The following is a 26,760-nucleotide window of genomic DNA, read 5'->3' on the forward strand; positions in this document are numbered from 1 at the left end:
GGCCTATTTCTTCCTAGTACCTTGTCACTTTTGTATGTGACTTAGGCTAAATAAACTCATTAACGCAGCTAAAGCGAACTACACACAGCAGACGTTCACCTAAGTAGTTTAGTCTAAGATAAGGCGGACACTCGACTTATCCCTATGAGCATACGCTCTTGTATGTGATTAGGGTCAGTAACTAAGTGCCAAACTACACATCTGCAAGTGTAGGAGCGCTAGCAAGGCAGTGAGTTTATTTATGCCAAGGAGCATACGTATTTTGTATGTGACTTAGGCTAAATAAACTCATTAACGCAGCTAAAGCGAACTACACGCAGCAGATTACATTTGCTCCATGACTTCGATGCCTAGTAGATCTAAGCCTGTGCGCAGCGTATCCGCTACCAAATTACACAGCACTAAACGGCTATCGCGTACACTTGGCTCTACGCCTTCTTTAAGTACTGGGCAAGCTTCGTAGAAGGTCATGTATAGGCTGGCAAGCTCGTATAGGTAACTACATAATACGTGCGGTGTTGCCTCACTGGTCATTTGATCAAGTACTTCTTCTAATTGCAGTAGTTTAAGTGCAAGGGTTTTTTCTTGCGGTTCAACAATAGCGACATCTGCGTTTAAGCTTGCTGCGTCTACGCCTGATTTACGGAAAATACTGCGTACACGAGTATAAGCATATTGTAAGTAAGGTGCTGTTGCCCCTTCAAAGCTAAGCATACTGTCCCAGTTGAAAATGTAATCACTGGTTCGGTGCTTAGAAAGGTCTGCATATTTAACTGCGCCAATACCTACTTTACGGGCAATTTCACTGCGCTCTTCATCAGTTAAGTCAGACTCACGTTCAGCAAGCTTAGCAGCAGCTCGAGTGATTGACTCTTCAAGTAAATCAGCAAGTTTTACCGTGCCACCTGTACGCGTTTTAAATGGTTTGCCGTCTTCACCCATCATGGTGCCAAATGGGCAAAATTCGTAGCTAGTTTCATCGCGTAGTAAACCGGCTTTACGTGCAGTAAGCTCTACTTGATTGAAGTGTAGGCTTTGACGCGCATCAACAAAAATTAAAATGCGGGCTGCGCCTAACTTGTTTGAACGGTAATCACAGGCGGCTAAATCGGTGGTTGCGTATAAGAAACCGCCACCTGATTTTTGCACGATAAACACTGAAGGCTCACCATCTTTATTTGCCAGCTCATCTAAAAACACCACCTGTGCGCCTTGTGACTCAACGGCAATATTCTTATCTTGTAATAACTTAATGATATTGTTCAGTTCACTGTTATAAGCACTTTCAGCCATGATGTCGTCTGGTGTAAGCGTTACATTTAAGCGTTTGTATACTTCTTCAGAATGCTTTACCGAGGTTGCGATAAACAACTTCCATAGTTTTTCACAATGCGCGTCGCCACCTTGTAGTTTTACTACGTAATCACGCGCTTTATCTGCAAAACCGTCTTCATCATCAAAACGCTTTTTAGCGTCGCGGTAGAAGGTTTCTAGATCAGCAAGTGCCACAGAATCTAAATCAACACCTTGGCTGATTTGATCTTCCAGATGCGCAATCAGCATACCAAATTGCGTGCCCCAATCGCCCATATGGTTTTGACGAATAACCGTGTCGCCACGAAACTCCAGTGCGCGTACTACTGCATCGCCAATGATCGTTGAACGTAAATGCCCAACGTGCATTTCTTTAGCAAGATTAGGTGATGAGTAATCAACCACTACTTTTTGCGGTTGTGCATGCTCAGCAACAGCCAGCTTTGCATCTTGGTTTGCCGCTTTTAAGCTTTGCGCTAAAAACTCAGGTTTTAGGTGAATATTGATAAAACCAGGGCCGGCAATTTCTGTTTTATCTGCGATATCACTTACATCTAAGTGATCAATAATTTGTTGTGCAAGCTCTCGCGGGTTGCTTTTCATTTTTTTAGCAGCGCCCATTGCACCATTAATTTGGTAGTCACCAAATTGTGGGCGGGTACTCTGTGTTACCGCAGGGTTAGTATCTGCTGGTAAGCCAGCGCCAGTCATGGCTGCGATGGCTCTTTCAATTAGTAGGGTACGAATATTCATGTAATTTATTACCTTTACCAGCCCGCGTTAGCGGGCTTTAAATTAAAATTTGAGTCTAATTTTCACGCGTGTGGTTAAATGTCACTTCTGGATAGCGCTCAATTGATAAGTTAAGATTTACACGACTCGGCGCTATGTAAGTTAAGTTATCGCCGCCATCAAGCGCTAAGTTGCTTTCGCACTTACGTTTAAAATCTTCAAACTTTTTAACGTCAGTCGAACTTACCCAACGTGCGGTATTTACATTTACGCTTTCGTATAAAGCATCTACGTTATATTCTGCTTTCAAACGCGCTACAACCACATCAAACTGCAATATACCAACCGCGCCTACAATTAAGTCGTTATTAATAAGCGGTCTAAATACTTGTACTGCCCCTTCTTCAGATAGCTGCACCAAGCCTTTTAATAATTGCTTTTGCTTAAGTGGATCACGCAGACGAATGCGGCGGAATAATTCCGGCGCAAAGTTTGGAATACCAGTAAATTTAAGCTTTTCACCTTGTGTGAAGGTATCACCTATCTGGATCGTACCGTGGTTATGTAAACCAATAATATCACCTGCAAAAGCATCACCTGCACGCTCACGATCACCCGCCATAAAGGTTACCGCATCAGAAATACTGACTTGTTTACCTATACGCACATGGTTCATTTTCATGCCTTGGCTGTATTTACCCGACACAATACGCATAAACGCAATACGGTCACGGTGCTTAGGGTCCATATTCGCTTGAATTTTAAATACGAAGCCAGTGAAGTTCTCTTCTGTTGCAACAACAGTACGGTCTTCTGTTTCACGCGGTAATGGCGTTGGTGCCCACTCAGTTAGGCCATCAAGCACATGATCAACACCAAAGTTACCAAGCGCAGTACCAAAGTACACTGGTGATAACTCACCCGCTAAAAATAGCTCTAAATCAAATTCGTGCGATGCACCAATAACAAGTTCTAACTCTTCACGCAGTTGCCCAGCAAGCTCATCGCCAATCGCTGCATCAAGCTCAGGGTTATCAAGCCCTTTAATGCTGCGTACTTCTTGAATAGTATGACCTTGGCCAGTTTTGTATAACAAGGTTTCGCCGCGGTGAATATGATAAACACCTTTAAACTCTTTACCACAGCCAATTGGCCATGTGATCGGTGCACAAGCTATATTTAGCTCTGTTTCAACTTCGTCTAACAACTCCATCGGATCACGAATATCGCGGTCACATTTATTCATAAATGTGACAATTGGCGTGGTACGTAAGCGCGTTACTTCCATTAATTTACGAGTACGATCTTCAACACCTTTAGCCGCATCGATCACCATCAAACATGAATCGACCGCAGTTAAGGTACGATAAGTATCTTCAGAGAAATCTTCATGTCCTGGGGTATCAAGTAAGTTTACTAGCGCTTTATTGTATGGGAATTGCATAACAGAGGTCGTGACCGAGATACCACGCTCTTTTTCCATTTCCATCCAGTCAGACTTGGCATGTTGATTAGAGCCACGGCCTTTAACGGTACCCGCTTTTTGAATAGCTTGTCCGAACAACAGTACTTTTTCGGTGATGGTAGTTTTACCAGCATCCGGATGCGAGATGATCGCGAACGTGCGTCGCGTATTGATTTCGTTTAATAAATTAGACATGTAAGCCGCTTTAAGTCATAACAAGGCGCAACCAAAAACAAACCTAAGCACAGGTCTTCGCTACGCACTGTAAATATAAAATAGAATTAGTCACATTATACCTTGTTTGTCTTAGCCAAAAAAGCAACGATTGCAAGTAATTAGCCGATAACTTGGTTTAAAATCAGCTCAACCCGTTTGCTGCAGCGAACGCACTAAACTTGTGTAATTTTACGCTAACGCATACTATTGATAGATTACATGGAGGATATTTTGTTTGGGTATGAGAACAAGTAAGTTAAGTATAAGATTATTATGGTATATCACGCCTTTGGTGATTTTACCGTTATTGTTTTTAGGTGGCTTTACTCTCACCAACGTTACCAGCTCCACACAAAAACAAGCCGAGCTCATTGTTAGCCGTTTTGTTGAACAGCAACAACAAAAAATGTTCAATTACATCGATTCATTTCACTCTACTACAAAGTTACTCTCGGCCTCCCCTGTACTAAGTGACTTTTTAGCAGATGACTTACGCGATAACGGCAATTACACCCGTCGTCTAGGCGCACTAATGGATGTATTTGCAAGCTATTCAGAAGCTTACCCCGATATTGTTAGCGTAAATTTAGTCTCTCCGGATGGTCAAAGCGACGCCTATTACTCCAGTAATTTAAATACCGCACCAACCAGCTATCCATTTTTCTCACAAGTTTTACAAAGTAACTTACGCCAACAACAGTTTATGGTGCAAAAACAAGATGGCACTACCAGTTTGTATTTTATTCAACGTATTTACAGTGCTGATTACTACCTTAAACGTCCGCAACAATTAGGGTTTATTGTGTTGCATGTTGAGCCATCGATTTTAAATACCAGCATTTTAGAAGCGCCCTATAACAATACCTTAAATTTATTACTGACCAGCAATGGCAAAATATTATTTAGCTCAGACTACAATAAGCGCGGTCAATATATTAGCGAATATGAGCTGCAACAAATTCACGACTTAGCCGATCTAGGTAAGCTCTCAACCATAGAGTTATCGAGTATTGATAAAGTTGAACGGATGATTTACGCCATCCAAATGAGCGGCGGTTATTATTATGTCTCGACCATCCCCAAAGCCTTACTGTATCAATCGGGCAAAGCGATCAGTTTGATCACCGCCTTGATTGTGATTATTTCAGTGATCACCCTGCCGATGCTGATTTTTATTGTGGTACGTAATTTACTACTTAACCCAATTGAGTTACTTGGGGCAGCCAGCCATCGAGTAGGTGACGGCGATTTGTCGGTATATTTGCCTGCACATAATAATGATGAGGTGGGGGTATTATTTAATGATTTTAATCACATGGTGAACCAAATTCGTCATTATCAAGACGAACTTGAAGAATATAAACATCACTTAGAAGATAAAGTCGAAAGCCGTACCAAGGCACTTGAAACCATGAATAGTCAACTCGAGGTGGCCATTGCCCAAGCGGAACAAGCGAACCAATTAAAAAGCCGCTTTTTAGCCAATATGAGTCATGAAATACGTACACCACTAACCGCCATCATGGGCTTTACTGAGCAGCTATTACACAGCCAAAATACAACCGGCGACGCTTGGCACCTAAATACTATATTACGTAACTCTAAACACTTACTTGAACTCATCAATAATATTTTAGACTTGTCGAAAATCGAAGCCGAAAAATTAGCTGTTGAAAAAGAACCGCTAGATATTGTGCAGTTAGTTCATGATATTGATTCGATTATTCGTCCTTTATCACAAGAGAAAAAACTTAACTGCAATATCAATTTTCACTTACCATTACCGCGCATAATTAATAGTGATAGCACTCGTTTAAAGCAAATTCTCATTAATATTGCCAGCAATGCAGTGAAGTTTACCGAGCAAGGTTTAATTGAATTAGATATTACCTATAACAGTGATTTACAACTCATAGAATTTGCCATTAAAGATAGCGGTATTGGCATGTCAGAGCGAGAAGTTGAGCGGGTATTCAAACCTTTTGAACAAGCTGATACAACAACAACACGACGCTTTGGCGGCACTGGCTTAGGCTTATGTATTTCTAAAAATTTAGCACAATTGCTCGGTGGTGATGTTTATGTAACAAGCACGCCAGGCCAAGGAAGCTGTTTCTGCGTGCAAATTGCCTGTAACTTACCTGCTGATAAACAACAAACAGTGCCAATGCTGACTGAGTTAAGCCAATTAACTCCCGCTAAGGACTTACAGCTTTCATTCGCAGAAAATAGCTTTGATGCCAATATATTAGTCGCCGAGGATAACCCTGACAACCAAGTACTAATCAAGTTATTACTGCAAACATGGGGGCTTGAGCCTGATATAGCCAACAATGGTGCAGAAGCTGTTGAAATGGCGCTGGTGAATGACTATCAATTAATCATTATGGACATGCAAATGCCGGTAATGGGCGGCTTAGAAGCCACACAAATGCTCCGCCATGCAGCCTACGATGGGCCGATCATTGCACTTACCGCGAATGTAATGAAAGATGACGTAAACACCTATTTGCAAGCCGGTTGCGACGAAGCACTGGCTAAGCCTATCGATAAAGATGCCTTAGAAAGTGTGCTTGTTAGCTATTTAAATATTGAAAAAGACAGCCAAAATAAATGGGATAGCTTGCTAAACAGCGATAAATTTCAACAGATCAACGACAACTATCGCTTAAAACTGCCAGGTTATTTAACCGACGTTACGCAGCTATACAATAATGGTGAGTGGGAGCAGCTCAGAGCACTGGCCCATAGTTTAAAAGGCAGTGCTGGTTGTTTTGGTTTTAGTAATATTCACCATGCGGCGGCCACACTTGAAGATAATTTACGTGGCCGTGATCACAACCGCCGTGATTATTTGGCACTGAGCTTAATTGAAGCGATAAAATATACCTTGCAACAAGAACAGTCATTAACCAAAAAGTAATGTCATTCCCATTAAGATAGCATCTTCATGGCCATTTTTTGATGGGTCACTACTTGGGTAGTAATTTTTACGTACCGACATTTCACTAAAGCCTGCCTGCTCATATAAGGCGATGGCACGAGTATTGGTTTCACGTACTTCTAAAAATAAGTTTTCAGCGTGGTGTTTTTCGCCGTATTCAATAAACGCTGCAAGCAATTGTTTGGCAATCCCCTGCCCCTGAAAATCAGGTGCCACGCAGATATCCATTAAAGTAAAATCAGGCCCTGCTTTTTCACCGATATAAAAACCAATAATTTGCTGCTCATTAAACGCAGCTAAATTAAAGTAACGTCCAGCGAGACATGATTGCATAGTGTTTACTGTCCACGGATGAGTGTGACACGCGTTCTCAACACGCATCAGCGCATCAATGGATAATTCAGTAACAGATTCAAAGGTTATCAAGGTGTGTGCTCATCAGCGCCCATAGCGCGCGTTTATTATCAGCATTAAGCTGCTGGGTTGGTAAGCTCAATTGACCATCATGCCATGCAAGCTTATCGCTTTGCACTACTTGGCTAATTTTTAATGGCGCAATAGCGCGATTTAAATCAGCCAATAGCGTAGTACTTAGCTCTATATTTACCTGCGGCGCTGCACTTGGTGCATCAGAACGTTGTTCAGCGACTGACTGTAATCGGAAATGCTGATTTAGTTCGAGGTTTTCTATACCAAATATAGCTGCGTATCGTGGATGCATAAAAACTCAGTAGACTTAAACACTGGAACAATATAAGAAGTAATCAAGGCTATGTAAAGAAGAAGTGGCAGGGGCGGAGAGACTCGAACTCCCAACCATCGGTTTTGGAGACCGCTGTTCTACCAATTGGAACTACGCCCCTGCAATGACGACGAATTATAGAGAAGTTTCGCTAAAGGTAAAGAAAAAAATCACTCTTTTAGTTTAACTGCTTTTTAAATAAACAAAACGGCGAATTAGTCAACTAATTCGCCGTTTTTATAATTACTTACCTAAACTAGGATAAGCCTTCATATATATCCATGCTCAGCATTTTTTACTTTTTGCTACTCGCAGACGTTTTAGTTCAGCTTTGGCCCAGACTGATGATTCGGCCATATCATAACAAAGCCCGTGTTGCTCTTCTGTAGTAAGCGCGGTTAGATTCAATTCTATTCACTTTTTATACTCAACTTGTTGTCCACTTTTAAAGCGTATCAAAACATGAGCAACCAGCTACATATCAAGTCATACTAAGTGATGCAGACTCTTGTTGTTAAAATTCATAACTCGCTTTTGCCCCAAAGTTATTTAACGCTCGTCGATATAAAAATATCCTTACTATTCTTTTCTTATTGTTTTTTAAACGAAACTTTGTTGTTTATGCATGTACATAAAACCTTTCAGGTTGCTTAATAGCATCGGCAGTACGATCAATGCGAAGGCAATGTTAGATAAAGGGACGGCTAACCAAACACCATCGATACCTAGGTATTTCGGCAAGATGAATAGGAAAGGAAACTGTATCAACATATTGCCGACGGAAACAAACAGGGCTTGTCCGCTTTTACCAACGGCGACGAAGTAGATGGACGCCAAGAATAAGAAGCCATCTAAAAACAATGCCATTAAGTGTAAACGAATACCGTTTTTGCTTGCTTCAAGTAATGCATCATTGCCTGTGGTAAAAATGCTGATAAAGATTTCTGGAAAAATATTAAACAATATTACTAAAGCAATACCGGACCCAACGGTAACAGAAAAAGCCAGTTTTACGGTTTCGCTAATGCGTTTGTATTGCTTGGCGCCTAAGTAGTAACTCACTGGTGGCTGCAATCCGCTGACTAAGCCTTCAGCGAAGAAGTAGTAACAGCTCGCTAAGTAGCCAACAATCGCAAATGCGGCTAACTGCGTGGTGTCTCCGTAGGCCATAAATTGCATGTTATGGAACGCCATGACGAAGCTGAAATAGATAAACATCACTAAGCTTGACGCTCCTAATTGCACGATATGAATGGCGATGGTCTTATCAAGTTGTTTAACCGATAGCTTGGTTTTAGCTTTTGACGACATAAAGTAACGTAAACATAATATACACGTGGCTAATTGAGCAATTAAGGTAGCAATGGCTGCACCTTTTAACCCCATATCAAGATAGCCTAATAAAGCATAGTCCAAGACAATGTTGGTCAAGGCACCAACAATGATGAAGATCGTCGCAAGGTTTGGACTATCGTCATTTCGAACTAACATCGGCATGGCACTGGCACCAACCGAAATAAGCGCCCCAAACGACATGATCTGCACATAACCCCAACTCATCTCTAAGGTGACGCCGGTCGCGCCTTGAATATTGAGCAGACTCTGGCCAAAAACGATAAACACAATTGTGGCCAATAAGCCGATCAAAATAATCAAGAAAAGCGCTGTGATGAGTGTTGCTTGAGTGGCTACGAGGTTATTCTCGCCACGATATTTAGATAATACGCTGCCGCCTCCCATACCAACAAGCAAACCAAAACCCATGATTAAACCAAGCAATGGAATTGCCATGTTGATACCTGCTAGTCCGTTTGCACCAACATAGTGACCAACGAAGAAACCATCAATGATCTGATATAAACCACTGACTAACATAGCGACGATGGAAGGAATGGCAAAACGCCAAAACGTGCCTGCGACGGATTGTGACGGTTGAACTTGTGGGGCAGCTTGCATCTTAAATATCCAGAAGGTAATAATGCGGGCATAATATATTTAATTGAGATATAAGAAAGTCAGTTACCATCCGCTTAAAGGATGGATTAAAAAGCTTAACTAGCCGCTAAATGGCCGTTTAGGAGATAGGAATGAATTGGACATTGGATCAATTACTGGCTTTTGTTACCGCCGCTGAGCAGGGTTCTTTTTCTGCAGCAGCAAGGCAATTACAAAAGGCACAATCACGAATTAGTAGCGCCATAGCCAATTTAGAATTGGATTTAGGGTTTGAGTTATTTGATCGCAGCTCTAAATACCCCGTATTAACGCCTCTGGGGAAAGAGATGCTTCCCGAAGCGCGAGCCGTGCTTAACCAATGCCTTCGATTAGATTCAAGAGCACTTACAGCTGCGAACAAAGAGCCCATTTCGTTACGAATCGCCCTGGATGAAGCCTTACCACTGGAAACCATTCATTCTATTTTTTCTCAAGTAGGCGATTTGTTTCCTAACACTCATTTGGTTATTACCAATGGCTCACAAGACGACATTGCCAATGCCATTGCTAATCAAAAGGCCGACATTGGTTTTATGATTAGCAACAGTGCTTTGCCACCCAAGTTAACCTTACAGTCTCTGGGGTATTTTAGAAAAATCCTGATTGTCGGTAACAAGCACGTTCTCGCTAAAGAAGATGTATTGACCCTTGCGCAACTTCAACAATATCGTCAGTTCGTACTCTGCAACCGCTCAGGAGAAAACCGCGAAAATGCCCTAAGCCCAGATCATTGGGATTTAGACAGTTATTATTTGATTTGTGAATTGGTAACGCAGAATCAAGGCTGGGCCATCGTGCCTGAGCATATCGCCAAGGCGCATTGGTTTTTTGAACAAATAAAAATAGCTCAAGCCGACTTCTTAACGGATCAATTAATTGAAATAGGCATAGTAAAACGACTCGATAGCCCAAGCAATAAATTAACAGATTGGATTACTGAGCAAATGCGCCACTTAATGAACAATCACGCTATATAAAATCTTCCTGCGCAATCGAAAGGCTCTGCTCTTATATTTTGACTTATAGAACAAAGTGTCACAGCATTTTTTCAGTGATGTTCCGAACAAAAAAGTCCGCAATTACGCGGACTTAATTAAGATTTAATGCCTGTTAGTGCCAGACGTTTCAGGCCTAAAAGTTATTCCCACTCAATAGTCGCAGGTGGTTTTCCTGAAATATCGTAAACAACGCGTGAGATACCGTCGATTTCATTAATGATGCGGTTTGAAACCAGACCTAAGAACTCATACGGTAAATGTGACCAACGTGCAGTCATAAAGTCGATAGTTTCTACACAACGAAGACTTACAACCCAATCATACTTACGTGCATCACCCATAACGCCTACAGACTTCACAGGTAAGAATACCGTGAATGCTTGGCTTACTTTATGGTAAAGCTCGGCTTTGTGTAGCTCTTCAATGAAGATAGCGTCAGCACGGCGTAATAAGTCACAGTACTCTTTTTTGATTTCGCCAAGTACACGCACACCTAGACCAGGCCCAGGGAACGGGTGACGATAAAGCATGTCGTACGGTAAACCGAGCTCTAAACCAATTTTACGTACTTCATCTTTAAATAATTCACGCAGTGGCTCAACTAAGCCCATTTCCATGTCATCTGGTAAGCCGCCCACATTATGGTGAGACTTGATCACATGCGCTTTACCAGTTGCAGACGCTGCTGACTCGATAACATCTGGATAGATAGTACCTTGACCTAACCATTTTGCATTTTTAAGCTTTTTAGATTCGCTATCAAATACCTTAATAAATGTATGGCCAATCGCTTTACGCTTGTCTTCTGGGTCTGATTTACCAGCAAGATCCGCTAAGAATAATTCTTCGGCATCCACTTTGATAATGTTTAGGCCAAACTTATTGCCAAACATATCCATTACTTGCTGACCTTCGTTTAAACGCAGTAAACCGTTATCAACAAATACACAGGTTAAACGGTCGCCAATCGCGCGGTGAATAAGCATAGCCACCACTGATGAATCAACACCACCAGATAAACCTAAGATTACTTCGTCATCACCCACAGTATCTTTAATGCGCTCTATGGCGTCATCAATGATTTTTGCAGCAGTCCACAGTTTTTCACAACCACAAATATCAATCGCAAAGCGTTCTAGTAAACGTTGGCCTTGATGAGTGTGGGTTACTTCTGGGTGGAATTGTACGCCGTAAAAACGTTTTTCTTCGTTAGACATTGCCGCATGTGGGCAAGTAGATGTTTTAGCAGTGGTTTTGAAAGTATCTGGAATTTCCATTACTTTATCACCATGGCTCATCCACACGTCTAAAATGCCATTGCCACCATCAGTAATATGATCTTCAATAGCGTCAAATAATGCACAGTTACCGACTTTTTCAACTTGCGCGTAACCAAACTCTTTCTTATCAGAGCTATGAACGCTGCCGCCAAGCTGAGTAGCCATTGTTTGCATGCCGTAACAAATACCAAGTACAGGTACGCCTGCATTGAATACATACTCAGGGGCACGCGGGCTGTTTTCTAAGGTTGTTGACTCAGGGCCACCAGATAGAATGATACCTTGTGGATTGAACTCACGGATCTGCTCTTCCGTTACGTCCCATGCCCACAGTTCACAGTAAACACCAATTTCTCGCACACGGCGGGCGATCAATTGCGTGTATTGCGAACCAAAGTCTAAAATAAGAATTCGTGAATCGTGAATGTCTTTGCTCATTGAGGGTCTCGTTAGTCAAGAACTAGCACTCAGGTTACCTGAATGACTATAATAAATAAGGGCTAGCGAAGCTAGCCCAGTAATTTTAATAGATTTGAAGCTATTAACCTAAGCGGTAGTTAGGTGCTTCTTTGGTGATTTGCACATCATGAACATGTGACTCACCCATACCTGCTGAAGTAACACGTACAAACTGAGGTTTAGTGTTTAATTCTTCAATCGTTGCACAACCGGTTAAACCCATTGCGCTGCGCAGGCCGCCAACTTGTTGGTGAATGATTGTCGCGATTGGACCTTTATAAGCCACACGACCTTCAATACCTTCTGGCACAAGCTTGTCTGCTTGATTTGATTTTTGGAAATAGCGATCTGATGAACCTTCTTTTTGGTTCATCGCACCAAGCGAGCCCATACCACGGTATGACTTGTAGTAACGGCCTTGGTAAAGCTCGACTTCACCAGGCGCTTCTTCAGTACCCGCTAGCATTGAGCCAACCATCACACATGATGCACCAGCAACAAGTGCTTTTACAATATCACCTGAGAAACGAATACCACCATCAGCAATCACTGGAATGTCACGACCTTTTAGGCCATCAACAGCATCAGAGATAGCTGTGATTTGTGGTACACCACAACCAGTAACAATACGCGTAGTACAGATTGAACCTGGGCCAATTCCTACTTTAACTGCATCAACACCGGCGTCGGCAAGCGCAATCGCACCTTCAGCTGTTGCCACATTGCCTGCTACAATTTGTAGTTCAGGGTAAGTTTGACGAGTTTGTGCAACACGGTCGATAACACCTTGAGAATGACCATGTGAGGTATCAATTAGTAATACATCAACGCCCGCTTCGACTAATGCAGCAATACGCTCATCAGTACCTGGGCCTACACCAACAGCAGCACCTACACGTAAACGACCTTGTTCATCTTTACATGCATGTGGTTTGTCTTGTGCTTTTTGATAATCTTTTACTGTGATCATGCCTTTTAATTTAAACGCATCATCAACAACAAGGATTTTTTCGATACGGTGTTCGTGCATTAATCCTAAGATTTCATCACGCGCAGCACCTTCTTTTACAGTGACTAACTTTTCTTTTTTAGTCATCACTGTTGAAACCGGTTGCTCAAGCTTGGTTTCGAAACGCATATCGCGGCTGGTAACAATACCAACAAGGCCGTTTTCAGCGTCCGTTACCGGAAAACCTGAAAAGCCTTTTTCTTCAGCAAGTACAATTGCATCTGCAATGGTTAAATCCGCTGTCACAGTAACAGGGAAAGAAACAATACCCGCTTCATACGTTTTAACTTTACGTACGTTTTTGGCTTGTTCTTCAATTGTCATGTTTTTGTGGATAAAACCTAAACCGCCCTCTTGCGCTAGCGCAATCGCTAAGCGTGCTTCGGTAACAGTATCCATAGATGCTGAAACTAGCGGCAAGTTAAGTTTGATACCACGCGTTAAGCGAGTTGAAATGTTTGCCGTGTGTGGCAAAACAGTAGAATGACCTGGTACTAAAAGTACGTCATCAAAGGTAAGAGCTTCTTTAGCAATTCTAAGCATTTTGGCAACTTCTCACATGTGGATCTTGTTTAAGGAATTGCGGCCAAATTTTATCAGCGTTGCGGGCACGAGTAAATAAGATTTCACAATTATTTATGATAAAATACCCCCATCATCGCTTTTTAGAGTCGCTTTATGGCCGTAACATCCCAGCAGCAAACGATTTATACCGTTTCTAGGTTAAATAGAGAAATAAGAACCGTACTCGAACAAGGATTCGCATCGTTAAATTTAACCGGCGAAATATCAAATTTCATTACACCAGCCTCTGGTCATTGGTATTTCACGCTCAAAGATGATCGCGCTCAAGTAAAAGCGGCGATGTGGCGAGGCAACAATCGAGGCCAACGCTATCGCCCTGAAAATGGCGCACAAGTGACAGTTCGAGCCCGAGTATCGCTGTATGAACCGCGTGGTGACTATCAGCTGATTGTTGAACACATGGAAGCTGCTGGCGAAGGGCAACTAAAGCAACAGTTTGATGAATTAAAAATGCGCTTAGCCGCCGAAGGTTTATTTAGCTCCGCCCATAAACAACCATTGCCTGGGGTTGTGCATCGTGTTGGTGTTATTACATCAGCCACAGGGGCGGCTATCAAAGATATTTTAACGGTACTTAAGCGTCGAGCGCCACAACTTGAAGTCGTGATCTACCCTGCTATGGTGCAAGGTAAAGACGCGCACCTACAATTAATTGATAAAATCAATATTGCTAATGCCCGCAATGAAGTTGATGTAATTATTTTAGGCCGCGGTGGTGGATCACTAGAAGATTTATGGTGCTTTAACCATGAGCTACTGGCACGCGCTATTTTTGCCAGTAACCTACCAATTATCAGTGCTGTCGGTCATGAAATTGATACCACCATTAGCGATTATGTTGCCGATGTGCGCGCCGCAACGCCAAGCGCGGCTGCAGAGCTTGTTAGCCCCAATAGCAGCGAACTTTATAATCAAATCCAACAACAATTAAATCGCTTAGCCAATGCGTTTAAACATCAGTTATCTGCAAAGCAAAGCGTTGCAACAGCACTTGAGCACCGTTTAACATTATGTCACCCGCGTAATCAGTTAAATCAACAAGCGCAACGTTTAGATGAATTGACAGTAGCATTACAGCAGGCGATACAACATCGGCTCTATCAATATGAGCGCCGCTTAAATAATCTAACGCCGCGACTAATGCAGCGCTCACCAGATCGCAAAATTACTCAGGCAAGTCATCAATTACAGCAACTGCAAGGGCGTTTAACACAAACCATGCAGCAACAATTACACAGTGCCCAAAATACCCTCGCAATGCAGGCTAGCCGATTAGAATCTGTAAGTCCGCTCAATGTACTCGCTCGTGGTTATAGCATCACTAAAAATGAGCAAGGGCAAGTGATTAAGTCTATTAAGCAAGTAACTCAAGGTGATTTAATTGTAACCGAGCTTGCTGATGGCGTAATTCAAGCTCGTGTCAGCTGAGGCTCGTTATTCTGACTCAGTACTTAATAATAATGAAAAATCGCGATCGCTTGATTTTGAAGTACTGACTTTAAATTGCTGCCAAAAGTCTTGTTGTACCAACTTATCGTTGAGTTCGCGCCATTGGGTATGATCAAAATCATCTACATCCTTTGGCGCTGCAAGTTCAAATTTACATACCGAACTTTTACACTGCGCACTAACCAATTCAGGGGTGATGCCAAGATCAGCAATCTGTAAAAAGTCTTTCATGGCAGTCTCGGTACGATAAGCCCACTCTTCATTGCGACTTTGCTCAGTAAACTTGTCTAGCAAAGCTTGTTCAAAATCGGACGGTGCTTGTAATTGTTGTTCGTAAGCTTTTACTAATTTTTGCTGTTGCAGTAACTCACGCTTGAGCTGTTGAACTTGTTGCTCAAGCGTTTGTTCATCCGTTGTTTGCGCTGATGTATCTTGGGCAGACGAGTTAATATCAGTCACTTGTTGAGACTGGGATACTGTATCTAGCTCTGCAGCTACGGTACTGGCAGGCATTATTTTGACTTCTTGTTCAAGTACCTGTGTTTGTGTTGTAGTCACAGGAGCTGCTTCGTCAGAGCTCAACGCAAAATAACTCCACGTTAGAACAACACCTGTGATAAATGCTAACAACAGCGAAAATGGATCATTTTTACTCATACTTAATTCCTTTTAAGTTTTTTACTTAGAGCATTGCACTGGTGTGTGATTCGTTTTGCGGCTCATCAACCTCTAAAAAATTCTGATTCATACTTTTCGCTGGACAGGGGCAATTTGGTTTACCAACAATTTTAGCTGGTACGCCTACAACCGTGGTGTGTGGTGGTACGGCGCTCAGTACCACTGAGCCTGCGCCAATTCGGGCGCCCTCGCCGACCTCAATATTGCCGAGCACTTTAGCCCCAGCACCAATTAAAACACCGGCGCGAATTTTCGGATGACGATCACCTTTTTCATTACCAGTACCACCTAGAGTAACTGATTGTAAAATAGAGACGTTATCTTCAATAACAGCTGTTTCACCAATCACTATACCAGTTGCATGGTCAAACATAATACCATGGCCGACTTTACAAGCAGGATGGATATCAACGCCAAATACTTCTGAGGTACGGCTTTGAATAAAGCGAGCGAGCTCTTTACGGTTTTGTAACCATAAGCAATGGGCGAGTCGATGTGCTTGAATTGCATGGAAACCTTTTAAATTTAATATCACAGTTAAATATGTATCGGCAGCGGGATCACGATCTTTAACGGCTTTTATATCATGGGCGACATGAGTAAGCATTCGATCACATTCAACAAAAGCCTGATCAAATAACTCCCGGATAGTAAATGCAGATACCACTGCGTCTGCCAGCTTATTAGCAACAATAAAGCTCAACGCAGACCCTAAGCACTCATGATTTAAAATGCATGAATACACATGACTTGCTAACAGAGGTTCACGGGTAACGACTTCATTTGCTTCGGTGCGGAGCTGTTGCCAAATTTCATGACGCATAGGACGGCCTTAGATTAATACGAAGATAAGCTTTTATGCAGTTTAACGGATTTCAAGTCAGATGTGTTAACGCTGCGGTTATTTGTTCTAGTTATTAGATATAACTAAATTTCAAAATCATTCTTTAATAATCTCATTATAGTTTTACATAATGAGTTACGACAGTAGATAAAATTAACGTGTAGCCATAAAAAATATAAAACTTTAAAATTCAATAACTAAACATCAATGACAGTTATACTGTCATATGACAAAATAACAACTGGCGTAAAGCTGACGGCGTAAAAAATAATAATAAACGCTAAATTAGCATCATCAACTTAATAAGGAATACGATGATGAACAATGACATACTCAATACAAAGAAACTAGGCTATAAATTTTACTTTCAAGATGGCGACGATCAAATAGCCTGCTTTGGCAGTTACTTCACCGGTAAGGAAGAAGTCTATATTAATGATGAGCTAGTTAGTGAAAAGCGAAGTATTAATGTCACAAGTAAACACCAATTTGAACTATCAGGTAATACTTTTAATGTTAAGTTTGAAATGCACAATATTTTAACTGGTAGGCTTGAGTGCTCACTGTTTAAAAATAAAAAGTTAGTTAAAAGCTTAGAGCAAACAACTTTATTTAGTAACCCTAAAAAATCAGCTCTTTTTATTGCTGGGTGTTTTGTTGTTGGTTTTACTGTTGGGTATATTATTTCAACATTAGCTTTGGGGAAATAATCATGCAATTAAACCCCAAAACTATAAAAGCATTAAGGCAAAAGCTTGATTGGACTCAACAACAGCTTGCAGATGCCTGTGACGTAAGTTTACGAACTATTCAACGGGTAAAAAAGAAGGCGCAGCGTCTAAAGAAACCACCATGGCCTTGTGTGCAGTGTTAGAAGTACGTCAAGGTGAGTTAATAAAACTTGAGGAAAATACAGTTTCAGTTGCTCAGACACATACTTTAAATACGCAAAGTATCACAACAATTTTAGCGCTGTCGTCCATTGCCAGCTTTGCGCTTGGCATGATCACCGTGTTTTTAATTATGAAATAAGGAGATTTAAACTATGTCAAAGGAATCGCGAGGACACATCACCTTAGTGCTTATCGTCAGTGCAATTATACTTTTTGGATTAGGTGTAAAAATTGGCGCAATGTTATAAAAATGCCCCAAATTTGGGGCATCTAAATTAAGCTTCTTAGTTATTTAAATGCTCGTTATTCAAACACCTTATCTACAGCAAGTACTTCAATATTTTTCGCTGGTATTGCCAGTTTGTAATCAGCGATTACTTTATCCTCAGCAACTAATTCAGCTGGTTTCTCTGCATTATATACCATAGGGGATGTTTGCTCTGACGCTAGGCGCTTTTGCATATCTTTTCCGTCGCCGGTGATAAACACATACTGAATATCATCCGTTTGTAAGTTCTCTTTTATGACACGATTTACATCAGCTACTGTCAGTTTTTCAAGCTTGTTCGTTACATACTTTACGAAAGTATCGGTGTTGTAAAACTCACTATCTAGTGCATATCCTAATTGACGGTTTTGGCTTGCTACCATTTGCGGCACAAAGTTAATTAAGAAGTTACGCGTTGCGTCAAAGTCTTTTTCTGTCATGCCATTTTTGATTAACTTATCAAGTTCAAATAAAGCGGTACGCGTTGCAAAGTGAGCGTCATTGTTCGAGCGCAGCGGGCGAAGCCATACTTGAAATATTTGCTCAGAGCGGCCTAAGTTTGCGTCAGGCTTAGTCTGGAACATACCTCGTGGAAAATACTCAATATACGCGTAATCGCCGTAGTTCATACCGCGAGTTTGACGAATGCGCTCATAAAGATATGAGTTTGAACTGCGGTGCTCGCCAAAGTATGAGCGAACTAACCACAGTGCCGTCCAGTCTTCACCGCTACGAATGGTATCAATTGGGAAGCCAAACGATACCGCAGTCGATTGCGCTGATTTTTCTACAATTGTAGCGTGATGACCTTTTAGCGCTGGTGCATCAGGAATCGATAAACGACTTTGCTGACCTTTAGGCAAAGCACTTAAATCGCTAAACATGGTTGCTTTAAGTGATTCAGGTACTGCGCCAATTAAACCGACAGTTAGTTTAGCTTGAGTAAATTCTTTCGCATAAAACGCTTTCACGTCATCAAGTGTTAATGCTTCTAAATCAGATAGATCACCGTAGTTATAGCTCTCATATGGGTGACCTTGATACAGCTTATGATAAAGCACTTCTTTACCTAGCTCTTCGTCATTTGAGGCTTTTAGGCCAGATTTTATGCCGTCGATGAGCTCTTTCTTAAGGCGTTTAAAGTCATCTTCTCTAAAGCCAGGATTTAGTAACTGCTCACTAACCAGTGCATACCATTGTGCAGCGTTATCTTTATGGACACGCCCTTGTAGCGAAATCATTTCTTTATCTATCTGATAACCAAAGCTACCTGCCAATGGATAAAGTGCCTGTTTAATGTCGTTGTAGCTCTTCGCCTGTGAACCACCTTGAGCAAGCATGGCCGCAGTGAGTGCAGCTACGCCTTTTTGACCTTTAGGATCAGCCGCAGCACCGGTATGGAATAACCAGTTAATATCAATCAATGGCGAACTATTGGTTTTATCTAGCACTTTAAAATGACGCTGTTGCACTGTGTGCTTGCTAGCAACAAGGCTATTTAAATCCACTTCTTGCTCAAAGTCTGCCACTTTGTCAAGCGCTGACATAGTCACGGTAGTACGGCTACTATCGACAAAGTATTTATTAGCAATATCTTGAATATCTTGTGCGCTGATGCTGTCAGCCGTTGCATATAATTGATTGACGACTTCTGGGTCGCGCTCAAAATGCATATAACTGGCAAGGGTTGAACCTATAGCTTGTGATGAGTCTAGGCCGTTAATAAAGCTGTATTTAAGATTGGATTTTAAATCAGCTAGCTTTTGGCTATCAACCAACTCAGTGCGAGCTTTTGCGTAGGTGCTATTAATTGCATCACGAGCAACCGCTAAATCAGCCTCATTTTCAACTTTCACAAAAACATGTAATAAGCCGGGATCTTTGGTATCAGGGTTATAGCTAAACATTTGGCTAGCAATTTGTTTATCAACCACTAACTCTTGGTAAAGCTCTGAGTTGGTTGAAAAATAAAGCTGTGACAGTAAATCAAGCGCGGCTCTGTCTTTTTGTTTTGGCTGCCAGGCTGTGCCTTTATAAGATACTAATAACCAATGCCCTGGTAAGCCTTCGTTTTGCTCATGTATATATTTCGCCGCTTGCTGTTTTGGTTCGGTTGGAATATCAGCAACGAAATCGCCTTTTTGCCATTGGCCCCAGTGTTTTTTAACCATAGCCATAGTTTCAGCTGGATCAACATCGCCTACAATCACTAATGACACATATTCAGGTTTATAAAACTTAGCAAAAAACTCTTTACCGTATGCCATTTGATCCGGCATGGCTTCAATATCTTCAAAAAAGCCCATGGTGGTATGTTTATAAGTATGTTTTTCGAATGCTTCATTACGTACTGCAGAAAGTAACTTACGAACCGGGCTGGCATTATTTTTAAGGTATTCGCCTTTAACTGTTAATGCTTCGGTACGAAATTGCTCTTCTGAATAAGTCAGGTTTTGAAAAATATCCGCTTCAATTTCAAGTACTTTATCAAGATGTTGCTTTGAAAAGTTTAAGTGATAGTTAGTGTAATCATTGGTTGTATAAGCGCGATTATCAACCCCAGAATTTTTTAGAATATCAGAATACACATCTTGCGGATATTTTTCAGAGCCTTTAAACATCATGTGTTCAAAAAAGTGTGCAAAACCGGTTTTACCTGCTTCGACTTCATTACGAGAACCGACAGACACTGGAATTTGTAGTGATACCACATCAGGGTAATCAGTTTTCACCACCATAACGCGTAAGCCGTTATCAAGCTCTTCTAATAAATAATCTTGTGAGAACACCCGATCATTACTACTGGCAACCGTTGACTGCTCAATCTCAACCTCTTTGACCATGTTTGAGCCGCTGTTACTTGCACAACCGCCCAGTGCAAGCGTTACCGCAAGGCTCGTTGCTAATAATTTAAATTTCATTGCTATCCCTTGTTAGTTGAATAAATTTCTTGTTTTTAGTCATCCGATTATGCAACAAAGCAAGTCAATATAAGACCCCTGAGGCAATAAATTATGTAAACAGTTGTGTAACACAGAACTCTTCATTCAGAGCAACATGAATAAAACTCACCTTCGTTGAAAAAGTTTCACTAAAAAAATCTATCTAGACGTCTAAATGGCTGCTATATTATTTGCCATAGACACTAACTTAGCTGGAATGAGGATTATGGCTTTATCACTACAAGAGAAAATTGAAGACACCAATCAGGGTGTGTACTTAATTGGTACCACCCCACCACGTATTGGTACTGATAAAGCGCAGCTTGAAATTATCGCCCAAAAGCTCTTAGCTCGTTTGCATGAAATTGAATACGATGGCGTGATTATTTATGACATCCAAGATGAAAGTAGTCGCACTGAGATGCCTCGCCCTTTTCCGTTCAAGCAAACGGTAGATCCTCGAGAATACAGTAACTTACTACGTAATTTATCGCATCAAGAAGTGATCACTTATAAAAGTGTTGCACAGCGCGGTGTGGCCGAATTTAAACAGTGGTTAAGCGAAACTAAAAACCAGTTTAATTTAAAAAACCTAGTATTAGTCGGTAGTCCATCATCTGACGGGGATATTAAATTAAGCCTGCCTGATGCTTATAAAGTCTTAAGCGAACAGCCTCAAGACTTCTTTTTAGGAGGCGTTACCATTGCCGAGCGCCACGCAAGTAAACGTAATGAACATGAACGCTTACTTGAAAAAACCACGCAAGGCTGTAAATTTTTTATCTCACAAGCTGTGTATAACGCGCAAGCAACCGTGGATTTGATCACCAGTTATGCGCGCAGCTGTAAAGCTCAAGGTATCGAACCTAAACGTATTATTCTAACCTTTACGCCCTGCGGCAGTGAAAAAACCTTAGAGTTTATGCAATGGTTAGGAATTTCCGTACCTGATGCAACTAAATGGCGGATGCTTGATTCGCAAAACCCACTGAGTGAATCTGTACGTATTTGCCGTGAAAACTTAGATTTAATACTAAGAAGTTGCGCGCATTTAGACGTGCCACTGGGGTTAAATATTGAAAGTTTAACCAACCGTAAAGAAGAAATTGATGCATCAATTAATCTTTACCGCTTATTAAAAGCGACAATGGAATTAAATCTTGCTGAAAAACAGATTGCTTAATAGAGTTAAACTTGAGCCTGCCCATTATTTTTAAGTGAACTAGTGTTCATGATTGTTGTTTTTTTAGGTAATTTTAAGTATTCTTGTATGCTAATTAGGTAATACTATTAAAAGGAATTTTAAATGCCATTAAATCCACAGGTGAAATAAGAAGTAATTAAAAACATTATAAAATATGAGAAAAAAATTAATCACTTTTATCTAGACTCTCAGGGCTATGTAACCACAGGCGTAGGTCATATGATAAAAAACAAACAAGCTGCAACCCTGCTCCCAATGAATAAAGTAGTTAACAATCAACCGGGTCCTCCTGCAACTCCTCTAGAAAAGCAAAAAGAATTTGAAACAATAGCTAAACAAAAAAGAAATTATAAAGCTGAATGGTATAAGCAATTTACTACACTCATAATTAAAGATGTAGAAATTACACGCCAACTAGACAAACATATGGATTCTTTTTACAGAGAGCTTTCTACTCTATATAAAAAGTCTAATGGTTATTATGATGATTTTGATAAATTAGACAAAAATATACAAGTCGCATTATTTGATATGATTTTTAACTTAGGTGCAGTAAAAATTGTCACGAAGTTTACTGAGTTTGATAAAGCAATCAAAACTGGAGATTGGATTAAAGCAGCTAAAGAAAGCTATCGTCCTCAACTCAGCGCAGAAAGAAATAACTACGTAAGAGCAAAGCTATCTGCGGCTAACAGCATAAAGGTAACGACACCGTGAAAAACTTATCATTAGTATTATCGATATTTATCTGTGTTAGCTGCTCAAAATTATCTGCTAATGAAATAAAACCTAAATTATTTACTAATTATTTTACAGGTTTAGAATCTGAAATTGTGATGGATTACCAGAGCATTAAATTAAATTATGATTTAACTTTACGTTCAGAGAAGAATGTACACTTTTCTACCTGTAAACAAGTAGAAGAAACCGCTTCTGATGATATAACAGTGAGCGAATTTCATTTGTTACAGATGTTGAAAGCGAACTGTGCCGCATTAAAACAGTACTCCCAAGCTAAAAGTTCAAACGTCAGTTATTTACAGGAAATTCTTGATAAAAAGGATATTAGCAATCTTCCTGCTACAGCTTACCCTTATGTTAATAAACATGATAAAAGCCAAAGGCGAGGTAAAACACTAAGTGAATACCATAAAAAGTTTAATACATCATTGGACATTAGTGGAGCAATAAAGGTTGAGACAGAAACAGATCAGATGTTTTACTACGTTGTTGCCACAGGCGATTTCAATGCTGATAAAGTTCAAGACGCATTAGTTCGTATTGACTGGCAGGTAATTGATGCATTTGGTAAAGGGTTTAAGCTTATTATGGTTACGAAAAAATCCGCAGATAAACCATATGAAATAACTACACTAAATTGAAGTAAGAACCTTTAGCTGCGATTTTAATTTAAAAATTTATCTTTTTAGAGGGCACTCTAGCTTAGTAAAGTTATATCGCGCTTTATTATTAATACTATTGACTACTGAATTTAGCATATAAAACAATAAAGCTACGGCGCTCGTTTTAGCGCCGTGCTAGAGCTTTACTGACAGCTGATAACTAAAAACTGAAAGCTTTTATTTACGGCGTCTACTAGGTGCTCTTTGCCCTGTAATACGTTTTTTATCTCGGTCTTTTCGCGACTTATTAGAGTTTTTGCGATTATCTTTGGGCTTTTTATTTAGATCCGGTTCATAGCCCGCTAACCACTGCGGCGTTAGACGAGTATCAAGCAACACTTCAATTTCTTCAAGTAACCACTGCTCGTCAAGGCTGACTAATGACATCGCTAAGCCTTGCTCGCCAGCGCGCCCAGTGCGGCCAATACGGTGGACATAATCCTCAGCTATATAAGGTAGTTCAAAGTTAATCACATACTTTAACGACGCTATGTCTAGACCCCGAGCTGCAACATCGGTTGCCACGAGTACACGAGTGGTACCTTCTTTAAAATCTTGCAGTGCTCTATCACGTGCACCTTGAGATTTATCACCATGAATTGACTGTGTTTTTAAGCCATCTTTACACATTTCTTTGGCGAGTTGATCGGCCATTTGCTTTGTGCGAGTAAAGATCAGTACTTGGCGCCAGTTTTTCATGCCAATCATGTGCGAGACAAGCTCACGTTTACGGTCTTCATCAACCGCGTAAATGATTTGCTCAACTTCTACAGCCGCAGAATTACGTTTATTGACTTCAACAAGTTTTGGATCTTTTAATAACTTTTTACTGAGCTCAAATACACTATCGTCAAAGGTCGCTGAAAATAGTAAGGTCTGACGATCACTGGGAACATGGCGCAATATACGTTTAATTTCGTCAATAAAGCCCATATCAAGCATACGGTCTGCTTCATCAAACACCAGTGAATCAACACTAGATAGTTTAATGCTGCCTTTGATTATGTGATCCAGCAATCGCCCTGGCGTTGCCACTACAACTTGTGCATCTTTCATGGCTTTAATTTGCGGGCCAATACTGGCACCACCATAAGCAAGCGCGCCTTTAATATCAGTACCTTGCGCGTATTTTTCAAAGCTAGCAAAGACTTGCTGAGCAAGCTCTCGAGTTGGTGTCAAAATAAGTACTCGAGCAGTACCTGGCTCATCTTTACTTGGTGTATTAAGTAATTTATGTAACAGAGGTAATACAAAAGCAGCTGTTTTACCTGTTCCTGTTTGTGCACTCCCCATAACATCATGACCAGCTAAAATCAGCGGAATAGTTTTTAGCTGTATCGCCGTAGGGGTATGATATTGATTTTGTTCAAGTGCATTAAGCAGTACAGGATCGAGTTTTAACTCAGAGAAAGTAGTCGCAGACATAAGTTTAGCTTTGTGTAACAAATAATGGCGCTATTGTACGCCCAAAGCGAATAACAAAAAAGGCGCTTTGCAGCGCCTTTCTAAGCTTGCTAAATGTTCAAGCTGGTTTGAGGGTTTCTTTTCGTTGGTTATAGAAGGTAATTAGATCATCCACCGTATCTTGGCAATATTGTTGAATACCTGATACCAACATGTGCTTTTCACCACAGCCGACTTTTACACCATTTTCTAACAAGTTAAAGCGCAAAGTGATTTTCCCACGCTTGCCTGTATATTCAAAACTCGGCTCTGCGTATTCTAACGTCGGTGCATGGATCTCTAATGTATCGAGATTAATCAACATTGACTCATAGATAATCATAGGGCGAGCTGGGTTGATCATGACATCTTGTTTGCCCATAAGTGGAATAATAACATGCGGAAAAGTTGTACCTGAAAACTCAACATAATTTTTTATTAGACTATCGGTGAGTGTTTGGCACTGGCTAGTTTTACCTTCGCGCTTAACCTTCAGCATGACTTTATCGCCACTGGTAATATCAAACTCATCTGCGCCCTCAGGGAAGTTGAGTTTGGTATTCTCATCAACCATGCCGGCAAAGGTAAATTCCATTTTTTCACTGATGCCATAACGACTTAATACCAATGAAAATAATAAATCTCCAGGCACACAAAAACGTTTTGCATCTTTATCATGAAGTGGATTGTAATCATCAGCAACGCACTTTGCGAAACGACACCCTTGTTCACGAGAAATAGAGACATAATCAGCATGTTGCTGATAAAAAGGACTTAACATAGTTGTTCACTGCTTAAACTGCTTATAACCTGCCTATTCTACCAGATAAAATTACAATAGAGGTCGAATCTGTTAAACTTTTGTTTCAGATACAAAAAAGCCGCGATATCGCGACTTTTTTAATGATTTATTATAACTTATAAACCAGCACGTTCTTTAATTGCTGGTATTAATGCAGAACCGCCATGACCATTTGCTTCGGCCCATGCTATATCTGCTCCATCTTCTAAAGAGCTTTTAGATAAGTTTTTCACAATATATTCACCGGTATCTACGGCATTACTGGCAACTGCATGACGTAGCAAGTTAAGACCATTACATTGTACTGCATCATAAATATTACGAATTTTTACACGTGAGCTTTTTAACTTATCACGTAAACGGTTTTTATCGTCCGCAGCTATGTATTCACAGATTGAAACAGCTAACTGATCATCCGCTTTTACTGGCGCGCTAAAAGCAACAGAACCAGAAATAACAGCTGCAGCAATAACGAGTGTTGATAATTTTATCATTGTAGACCCTTGTGTAATACTTTATAACTACCCTAGTTGTTTAATATTGTATCAACCTATAAGCCTAACCGCAATAATGTTACTTAACTTTATCCAATGTGACAAATTTATAACCATAAATATTGTTATCATCCGGTTGATTATACAGCTCTTCTACAACTTGCCAGTTTGCTGATTGTTCGTAATCAGGAAACTGTGTATCTCCTGCAACATCAAGATCAATAAACGTTAAATAAAGTGTATCGGCACTTTTTAAAAATTGTTGATATATATTCCCGCCACCAATCACCATTACTTCATCAGACTCACACACCAATGAAATAGCGGCCTCTGGGGATGCTACAACATCAATTCCAGCTGCAGTGTAGTCAGTGTTTCGGCTAATAACAATGTTGCGTCGACCAGGTAAAGGGCGACCAATTGACTCAAATGTTTTGCGCCCCATAATTACTGGTTTATTCATAGTAACCGCTTTAAAATGCTGTAAATCAGCAGGTAAATGCCATGGCATATTATTATCTTGGCCAATCACTCTATTTTTAGCCATAGCTGCAATCATTGAAATCTTCACATTAAAACCTAATACTTTTTTATTAAACAA

At 40.6% G+C, this 26,760-nt stretch carries 21 protein-coding genes, 1 tRNA gene and 1 pseudogene; 8 read left to right on the plus strand and 15 right to left on the minus strand.

Annotated elements, in window-relative coordinates:
• Window positions 1-324: 324 nt before the first annotated feature.
• Together argS and prfC are read right to left on the minus strand one after the other, a co-directional pair.
• Window positions 325-2,067: an arginine--tRNA ligase gene (gene argS / locus H5158_RS08080; protein WP_182739806.1), complete on the minus strand. Its 1,743-nt coding sequence runs from the start codon at window positions 2,065-2,067 to the stop codon at window positions 325-327.
• Window positions 2,068-2,122: 55 nt separating this feature from the next.
• Entirely contained in the window at window positions 2,123-3,706 is a 1,584-nt protein-coding gene (prfC, locus tag H5158_RS08085) for a peptide chain release factor 3 (protein WP_145235504.1), read from the minus strand.
• 262 nt (window positions 3,707-3,968) lie between these two features.
• Between prfC and H5158_RS08090 the strand changes: the two genes are divergently transcribed.
• Window positions 3,969-6,650 (plus strand): hybrid sensor histidine kinase/response regulator, encoded by a 2,682-nt coding sequence (locus H5158_RS08090; protein WP_182739807.1) that lies wholly within the window; start codon window positions 3,969-3,971, stop codon window positions 6,648-6,650.
• Here H5158_RS08090 and rimI read toward each other — a convergent pair.
• The 4 genes from rimI to H5158_RS08110 all read right to left on the minus strand — a co-directional run bounded on the left by rimI (window position 6,636) and on the right by H5158_RS08110 (window position 9,369).
• Window positions 6,636-7,097 carry a ribosomal protein S18-alanine N-acetyltransferase gene (gene rimI / locus H5158_RS08095; protein WP_182717138.1) on the minus strand — a complete coding sequence of 154 codons (462 nt, stop codon included), beginning with the start codon at window positions 7,095-7,097 and terminating at the stop codon, window positions 6,636-6,638. The genes H5158_RS08090 and rimI overlap by 15 nt on opposite strands.
• A complete protein-coding gene (locus H5158_RS08100; RefSeq protein WP_182739808.1) occupies window positions 7,084-7,392 on the minus strand; it encodes a hypothetical protein in 309 nt (102 codons plus the stop codon). Before H5158_RS08100 ends, rimI begins: the two co-directional genes overlap by 14 nt.
• Window positions 7,393-7,457: 65 nt before the next feature.
• Window positions 7,458-7,534, minus strand: a tRNA-Trp gene (locus H5158_RS08105).
• 479 nt (window positions 7,535-8,013) lie between these two features.
• The gene (locus tag H5158_RS08110) at window positions 8,014-9,369 is read right to left on the minus strand and encodes an MATE family efflux transporter (RefSeq protein WP_182739809.1); all 1,356 of its coding nucleotides are present in this window, start codon (window positions 9,367-9,369) and stop codon (window positions 8,014-8,016) included.
• 131 nt (window positions 9,370-9,500) lie between these two features.
• Here H5158_RS08110 and H5158_RS08115 point away from each other — a divergent pair, with 131 nt between their 5' ends.
• On the plus strand, window positions 9,501-10,385 hold the full coding sequence (locus tag H5158_RS08115; protein ID WP_182739810.1) for a LysR family transcriptional regulator: 885 nt from the start codon (window positions 9,501-9,503) through the stop codon (window positions 10,383-10,385).
• A gap of 161 nt (window positions 10,386-10,546) precedes the next feature.
• Here the strand turns inward: H5158_RS08115 and guaA are convergent, their stop codons facing one another.
• Both guaA and guaB read right to left on the minus strand, forming a co-directional pair.
• Window positions 10,547-12,124, minus strand: a complete 1,578-nt coding sequence (gene guaA, locus H5158_RS08120; protein WP_182739811.1) for a glutamine-hydrolyzing GMP synthase — start codon at window positions 12,122-12,124, stop codon at window positions 10,547-10,549.
• A 103-nt stretch (window positions 12,125-12,227) separates the two neighbouring features.
• Window positions 12,228-13,697 (minus strand): IMP dehydrogenase, encoded by a 1,470-nt coding sequence (gene guaB, locus H5158_RS08125; protein WP_149982073.1) that lies wholly within the window; start codon window positions 13,695-13,697, stop codon window positions 12,228-12,230.
• 135 nt (window positions 13,698-13,832) lie between these two features.
• Between guaB and xseA the strand changes: the two genes are divergently transcribed.
• The gene (xseA, locus tag H5158_RS08130; RefSeq protein WP_182717141.1) at window positions 13,833-15,167 is read left to right on the plus strand and encodes an exodeoxyribonuclease VII large subunit; all 1,335 of its coding nucleotides are present in this window, start codon (window positions 13,833-13,835) and stop codon (window positions 15,165-15,167) included.
• A 6-nt stretch (window positions 15,168-15,173) separates the two neighbouring features.
• Here the strand turns inward: xseA and H5158_RS08135 are convergent, their stop codons facing one another.
• The gene (locus H5158_RS08135) at window positions 15,174-15,845 is read right to left on the minus strand and encodes a hypothetical protein (protein WP_182739812.1); all 672 of its coding nucleotides are present in this window, start codon (window positions 15,843-15,845) and stop codon (window positions 15,174-15,176) included.
• A gap of 25 nt (window positions 15,846-15,870) precedes the next feature.
• Window positions 15,871-16,689, minus strand: a complete 819-nt coding sequence (cysE, locus tag H5158_RS08140; RefSeq protein WP_182739813.1) for a serine O-acetyltransferase — start codon at window positions 16,687-16,689, stop codon at window positions 15,871-15,873.
• Window positions 16,690-17,027: 338 nt separating this feature from the next.
• Between cysE and H5158_RS08145 the strand changes: the two genes are divergently transcribed.
• Window positions 17,028-17,420 (plus strand): hypothetical protein, encoded by a 393-nt coding sequence (locus H5158_RS08145; RefSeq protein ID WP_182717228.1) that lies wholly within the window; start codon window positions 17,028-17,030, stop codon window positions 17,418-17,420.
• A gap of 2 nt (window positions 17,421-17,422) precedes the next feature.
• Window positions 17,423-17,742, plus strand: a pseudogene (locus H5158_RS23670) (helix-turn-helix domain-containing protein).
• A 164-nt stretch (window positions 17,743-17,906) separates the two neighbouring features.
• Here the strand turns inward: H5158_RS23670 and H5158_RS08155 are convergent.
• The gene (locus tag H5158_RS08155) at window positions 17,907-20,792 is read right to left on the minus strand and encodes a pitrilysin family protein (RefSeq protein WP_182739814.1); all 2,886 of its coding nucleotides are present in this window, start codon (window positions 20,790-20,792) and stop codon (window positions 17,907-17,909) included.
• Between the two features lie 247 nt (window positions 20,793-21,039).
• Between H5158_RS08155 and H5158_RS08160 the strand changes: the two genes are divergently transcribed.
• From H5158_RS08160 to H5158_RS08170, 3 genes are all read left to right on the plus strand, one after another.
• On the plus strand, window positions 21,040-21,996 hold the full coding sequence (locus tag H5158_RS08160; RefSeq protein WP_145235486.1) for a methylenetetrahydrofolate reductase: 957 nt from the start codon (window positions 21,040-21,042) through the stop codon (window positions 21,994-21,996).
• Between the two features lie 240 nt (window positions 21,997-22,236).
• Window positions 22,237-22,734, plus strand: coding sequence for a hypothetical protein (locus H5158_RS08165; RefSeq protein WP_064665912.1), 498 nt, complete (start codon window positions 22,237-22,239; stop codon window positions 22,732-22,734).
• A complete protein-coding gene (locus H5158_RS08170) occupies window positions 22,731-23,399 on the plus strand; it encodes a hypothetical protein (protein WP_182739815.1) in 669 nt (222 codons plus the stop codon). Before H5158_RS08165 ends, H5158_RS08170 begins: the two co-directional genes overlap by 4 nt.
• 198 nt (window positions 23,400-23,597) lie before the next feature.
• Here H5158_RS08170 and H5158_RS08175 read toward each other — a convergent pair whose 3' ends face one another.
• The 4 genes from H5158_RS08175 to folA all read right to left on the minus strand — a co-directional run bounded on the left by H5158_RS08175 (window position 23,598) and on the right by folA (window position 26,718).
• The gene (locus H5158_RS08175; RefSeq protein WP_182717146.1) at window positions 23,598-24,845 is read right to left on the minus strand and encodes a DEAD/DEAH box helicase; all 1,248 of its coding nucleotides are present in this window, start codon (window positions 24,843-24,845) and stop codon (window positions 23,598-23,600) included.
• A 97-nt stretch (window positions 24,846-24,942) separates the two neighbouring features.
• A complete protein-coding gene (locus H5158_RS08180) occupies window positions 24,943-25,644 on the minus strand; it encodes a DUF3581 domain-containing protein (RefSeq protein ID WP_149982081.1) in 702 nt (233 codons plus the stop codon).
• Between the two features lie 137 nt (window positions 25,645-25,781).
• Entirely contained in the window at window positions 25,782-26,159 is a 378-nt protein-coding gene (locus H5158_RS08185; RefSeq protein WP_145235479.1) for a DUF3718 domain-containing protein, read from the minus strand.
• A 79-nt stretch (window positions 26,160-26,238) separates the two neighbouring features.
• Window positions 26,239-26,718, minus strand: a complete 480-nt coding sequence (folA, locus tag H5158_RS08190; protein WP_220491262.1) for a type 3 dihydrofolate reductase — start codon at window positions 26,716-26,718, stop codon at window positions 26,239-26,241.
• Window positions 26,719-26,760 lie beyond the last annotated feature (42 nt).

Source organism: Pseudoalteromonas sp. SR45-6, from assembly GCF_014163545.1.
In the GTDB taxonomy this organism is placed as follows: Bacteria; Pseudomonadota; Gammaproteobacteria; order Enterobacterales; family Alteromonadaceae; genus Pseudoalteromonas; species Pseudoalteromonas rhizosphaerae.